This is a genomic window from Serratia sp. 506_PEND, assembly GCF_001076875.1.
Taxonomy (GTDB): domain Bacteria; phylum Pseudomonadota; class Gammaproteobacteria; order Enterobacterales; family Enterobacteriaceae; genus Serratia; species Serratia marcescens.
Genome location: NZ_JVEL01000242.1, coordinates 1 through 4,960, shown reverse-complemented (window position 1 = coordinate 4,960; position 4,960 = coordinate 1). Strand labels below are relative to the sequence as shown.

Genomic DNA, 4,960 nt, shown 5'->3' with positions numbered 1-4,960 from the left:
GGGGAAGTTAAAGAGGGGCGGGGATCGCGGTGTAAGTTTCTGCTCAATGGCAGCATCGCCAATTTTCACCGGCCACACCCATCACCAGACACGGACAAGGGCGCGGTAGTCAGTCTCCGCGAATGGCTGGAAAGCATAGGAGTTAAGCCATGACGAAAACAGCAGCAGTAACCCCGAACACCATGGAGATCGCTGGGCAGCCGGCGATCATCAGCTACGTACCAGAGATCGGCGCGTTCCGCGGTAAGTTTCTCGGGCTGTCGGGTTACTGTGATTTCGTTTCGGACAGCATTCAGGGGCTGAAAGCCGAGGGGGAGATCTCTTTGCGCGAATACCTGGACGATTGCAGCGCCGCAGGGATAGAACCATACGCCCGGCAAGAGAAAATCAAGACGTTTACTCTGCGCTATCCGGAGTCTTTCGGGGAACGCCTGAACCAGGCGGCTGCCGAAAACGAGGTATCAGTGAACGCTTTCATCGTCGAAACATTGAATGAGCGAATGAAACACGCTTAGGCTAAATGAACAGGCGGGGGATTCACCTCGCCCCTCATTTACAGGTAATCGTCGTTGTAATCGTTGATCAGGTGATTGCCGTAATCGGACAGTAACTTCAGAGAAAACGTGGTTTCCTCAAGGCTGGCGGAGCCCATCGCGGCAAATACCGTTAACTTGACCAGCAATAATGAATTTGAAAGCTCGGAGCCATTCATCATCAAAAATATGGATGATGCTTGAAACGCAGTGCGTTTGTTGCCGTCGTGAAAAGCGTGGGCTTTCGCTATTCCTATCAGATACATAGCAGCAAGAGCATAAATATCATCGACCCCTTCATAATAATGCAGATTTTGAACTCTGCTCAGGGCGCCATCGAGTAACGCTCTATTGGCATTGCCGCTTTGTGGCAGTGTCTCCGCATGGATGCGCTGAACTTCATCAGACGAAAGAAAAACCAATGCCATTAGTTATCCTCAAGTCTCTTAATGATTTCTGCGTGCTTCTCTCTTGTGCGCTTCATTGCATCTTCAAACGACAAGGGTATTTTTCGTGGAATAAAAAGCGCCGGGTGCTGTTTTTCCAGGTCACGCAACGCTTGAACCAGTGGGGTTTGACTCATACCTCTAACCTTTTCACGAAGTGATTTTAGACGGGCTGCGGCGGCTGGGTCTTCTGGGGATAAATCAGCACCAGACAATGTGACATTATTCTGACCATCGCTGATAACGGTGATAGTGCCACCGGAGCGGAGGTAATCCAGCATATCCGCTAGATTTGCGCGAAATTCGGCATCAGTGACAGTCTTCATATTGGTTTCCATTGTTCGCGCTCGTGCTTTAAATGTAACGACCCATGGCTTAATAATAACACGGCCAGCGGCAGTTTTATTCATTGCACAACCACGCCCAATATTGCACAATTTTTCCCCCTCCTGAAAACCCCACCCAAACCAGCACCGGCGCGGCTTTGCGCCCCCTGCACAACTGCACAAAAAAGCACCCTTTTAGCGCGCGGGCGAGGCGGGGGAGCAATCGCGCGCTGAGGGGTGCCAGAGAGGTCTTTTTCTTATAGGGTTTCTGCTGCTGGTATCGCTCGCTGTTCGTTTGTTTCATTGTGAGCCATGCACTGGCGTGCAAACGCACAACGCCCCGTGATGGGGCGCTGATGGCGTGAGAGAGGAAGGCGGGTTACTGCGGGGTTGAAGATTCAGCCAACGCGTAGGGGGTGAAGTCGAACACCTCAATACCCAGCCATTCATTCAGCTGCTTGAGGTTCTCCATGATCGGATACAGTTCATTGATGGCGAACACCTTGGCGGCCTTCTCGATGTCGCCGAAGCCGCCGGTATTGTTCGGCAACATGCCCATCAGTTGCGGCGGCACGCGGTGCGCGGCGAGCATGTCATCGCGGGTGGCGTCTTTGATGCCGGTAAACTCGTCTTTCGCCGATACCTGGCTGAAGGGCATGATTTGCAGGCCGTCTTTCTTGCCGCCGGCGGCGTAGACAAACAGGTTTTTGAATGCGCCGCCGCCGCGGGCATCTTTCAGAGACGACTTGAGCTTCTCAACATCCTTGTTGTTGGCAACGGGATCGGTCAGATAAACAATCACGCCGGCGTGGCTGCCGTTGATGTAGTAGTTGCGTCGGAACAGCGTAGCCTCACCGTTCAGCATGGCCGAATGCAGCACCGCCATGTACTCCGGCGTGCCGTAAATCTCCTGGTGAATGCTCGGCGCTCGCAGGTGAAAGACTGAGCCCGGCGCGAAAGGGTGATCCTCTGCGTAATAGGTAACAAACCAGTATTGATCCAGGTTCTCACCGCGTCGCGTGTACTTTGCCAGCGAGTGCTTTAGCTTCAGAGGCCGGCCGAGCCTGCTGTCGATGCGCTCGAGGTAACCATTACCGAAGACCAGGTAATCCAGCACAAAGGCGGATGCCTCCTGCCGCGACAACATCGGGTGAGGCTTAAAGCAGCTCATGATCACGTTGCGCTTGAAGATGATGGGGGACTGGTGATGCACGGCAACATCGAACATGCGCGCCAGGCCGTAGGGGCTGATGGGCGGCTCGTAGTATCGGCCGTTCTTAGCGCACTCCATGCAATCGAGCAGGTCGCGCTGATCCAGTATCGGGGAGGCTTCACCGAAGGAAAATGACTCCACCCCCTCGAGCGGTTGTTGTTCTGCAGCAGCGTCAGCGGTGACTGTGTTGGCCGCCTCGTTTGCCATCCATTCCGGACGGCCGTTACTTTGGCGGTTATTGTTGCGCTTGCGGCCCATACGTTAAAACTCCTCAACAAAACTGTCTTCAGTGCCGCCGGCATCGCTGCCGATCGGTTCGTTAATCAGGGCATGCATACAAGCCCAGGCGAGATCGCCGTGGTTGCTGCCGTTGGTGCGGTCGGATTCATAGGAGATCTGGCCGCCTGGGGTGACAAACTTCCGCACGGTCATAAACGAGCGCACCAGCTCCTGCCCGAAGCCGGCGTCGTATTCCAGACGGCCGGCACGGATCACCATTTGCGTCTTCATCACCAGCGCGCGCTTGAATGCTGGCGAATAGAGCAGCTTTTCTGCGGCGGGGAAGAACTTCACCACCAAGAGATGAACCGCATCACCGATGCCGTTGCCATCAATACCGATGTGCTGCACGTTGTAGCGGCTGAGCAGGGCTTTGATCACATCGGCCTGTTCTTCGTACTCCATGCCGCGTAGCTGGATGGTCTCGACAATACGGAATTTGCCGCCGGGAACGGCCGGCGGCGCGATGATTGTCAGGCCGGCGCTGTCACCTTTGCCGCTGCTGCCGTTGGGATCGTAACCGATCCAGACCGGGCGGTTACCCAGGGGGCGCGGGGCGTAAGGGTTCCAGTCTGACCAGACATCACGGTTGTACCCGTCGACGCCGCAACCAATCAGGGCGTTATAGTCGAATGCGCGCTCACCTTTGGCGATAAAGCGGCAGCGGTACAGGTTTTCGAAATCCTCCGGGCTGTTTTCGTCTTGGATCTCCTGGAGGTTAATCTTGTCGAAACCTTGTTCGATGACATCATCAATCGTGACTACCTGGCGCCACATGTTGTCACCGCACAGCTTGCCGTTCTTCAGTGCCTTGTGGGTGGTATCAAATTCCACCTGTTTCTCTTTCGGGCGGGCCTTGTTGTAAAACGCACCCGTCCAGAAGGTGTATGCCTCATGTTCTTCGCTGGACGGCGTTGAGAAGTAGGTGCGGCGCAAACCTATATGGGTTGCCATCCCTGCCGCCACTCTGCGTAGCTCCAGGAACTTAGAAACCCAGAAAGCCTCATCAAGATATAGGTTGCCGGTATAGGACTGAGCAGACGCGGCAGAGGTGCCGAGGAAATACAGTGTTGCACCGTTGCTCAGGATGATAGCGTCGCCGCCTTTAAGCTCAATGCCAATTTGCCGCGCCAAAAACTGGATGAAGTGCTTGAAGTTCAACGCCTGGGCGCGACTCGCCGATAAAAATATCTGGTTGGTGCCGGTTTCCAGCGCGTCCAGCAGCGCCTCGCGCGCAAAGTACCAGCTGGCGCCGATCTGACGAGACTTCAGGATGAAACGGTTACGCCGGCTGCGTTGCTTGTACCAGCGTTTTTGATGCTCATACAGTGAGTCCAGAACCAGCGCCCGCAGCTCCTCAACTTGTTCGGGGGTGAAGTGGTTCTTCGGTGTTTTCTTCCGGGTGGCCCGCTCCTGGGCCTTCCTCTCATCGCGGGAAAAGCGCTCCAACTGCCGGCCGAACAGGTCGATAAGCTTAACGTCGTGGCTGTTGATGGATTCGCCTTTTTCCACCAGGCGCAGCAGCTGCACGTCCAGGCGTTCCTGTACGCGCTTCAACAGCGGTGTGTTGTCCCATTCATCACGGCGGCGCCAGGAATAGAGCGTGTTGGCGCTCACCCCTAAGCGCTCGGCTATTTGAGGGATGCTATAGGCCTGCCAATACAGGCTTTTGGCTTCGTCGCGGTGATCGATAATCTGCTTCATGACAACAGGCTATCGCGCCCGCGTACGGCAAAATATCTCCGCTAATTGTCGCAAGTCCGCGACAAATCGAACGTTTTGCGACGTTAATCAGTAACGGGAATGATGGGGGCACAGGTTAATAACACCTTCACTACCCGGAGTTTTCGCATGACGAAGTCCACCAAATTCTTCCGCGTTGCTGTCGAAGGCGACACCCTGGACGGCCGCGTGCTGGCCCGCCAGGACATCATTGATATGGCGGAAACCTATGATCCAAAGGTCAAAGGTGCTCGCGTCAATATTGAACACATTCTCTCCCTCATGCCGGATGGCGTTTTTTCTGCTCAGGGGGATGTGACCGCGGCTCGCTATAGCGAGATCGGTGATGGCGCTCTCAAGGGCAAGTTGGCGCTGGAAGTTCAAATCGACCCTACCGACGAGCTGGTCAAGACCAACCGCAAGCGGCAAAAGGTGTACACC

The 4,960-nt window shown here is 55.1% G+C and carries 7 protein-coding genes; 3 read left to right on the top strand and 4 right to left on the bottom strand.

Features of this window, described 5'->3' with window-relative positions; translation table 11 throughout:
* The coding region (locus ADK28_RS32895) for a type II toxin-antitoxin system HicA family toxin (protein WP_161802701.1) at positions 1–153 on the top strand (153 nt) is incomplete at its 5' end.
* On the top strand, positions 150–515 hold the full coding sequence (locus tag ADK28_RS06295; RefSeq protein WP_048795192.1) for a type II toxin-antitoxin system HicB family antitoxin: 366 nt from the start codon (positions 150–152) through the stop codon (positions 513–515). The genes ADK28_RS32895 and ADK28_RS06295, both read left to right, overlap by 4 nt.
* 38 nt (positions 516–553) lie before the next feature.
* On the opposite strand, the gene ADK28_RS06290 is transcribed toward ADK28_RS06295, so the two are convergent.
* The 4 genes from ADK28_RS06290 to ADK28_RS06275 all read right to left on the bottom strand — a co-directional run bounded on the left by ADK28_RS06290 (position 554) and on the right by ADK28_RS06275 (position 4,501).
* A complete protein-coding gene (locus ADK28_RS06290; RefSeq protein ID WP_048795191.1) occupies positions 554–961 on the bottom strand; it encodes a type II toxin-antitoxin system death-on-curing family toxin in 408 nt (135 codons plus the stop codon).
* The gene (locus ADK28_RS06285; RefSeq protein WP_239686215.1) at positions 961–1,389 is read right to left on the bottom strand and encodes a type II secretion system protein M; all 429 of its coding nucleotides are present in this window, start codon (positions 1,387–1,389) and stop codon (positions 961–963) included. The genes ADK28_RS06290 and ADK28_RS06285 overlap by 1 nt, the downstream gene beginning before the upstream one ends.
* A gap of 295 nt (positions 1,390–1,684) precedes the next feature.
* Positions 1,685–2,776, bottom strand: coding sequence for a phage portal protein (locus ADK28_RS06280; RefSeq protein WP_094887884.1), 1,092 nt, complete (start codon positions 2,774–2,776; stop codon positions 1,685–1,687).
* 3 nt (positions 2,777–2,779) lie between these two features.
* Positions 2,780–4,501 carry a terminase large subunit domain-containing protein gene (locus ADK28_RS06275; RefSeq protein ID WP_048795189.1) on the bottom strand — a complete coding sequence of 574 codons (1,722 nt, stop codon included), beginning with the start codon at positions 4,499–4,501 and terminating at the stop codon, positions 2,780–2,782.
* A gap of 147 nt (positions 4,502–4,648) precedes the next feature.
* Here ADK28_RS06275 and ADK28_RS06270 point away from each other — a divergent pair.
* On the top strand, positions 4,649–4,960 hold a 312-nt coding region (locus tag ADK28_RS06270; RefSeq protein WP_048795188.1), incomplete at its 3' end, for a capsid scaffolding protein.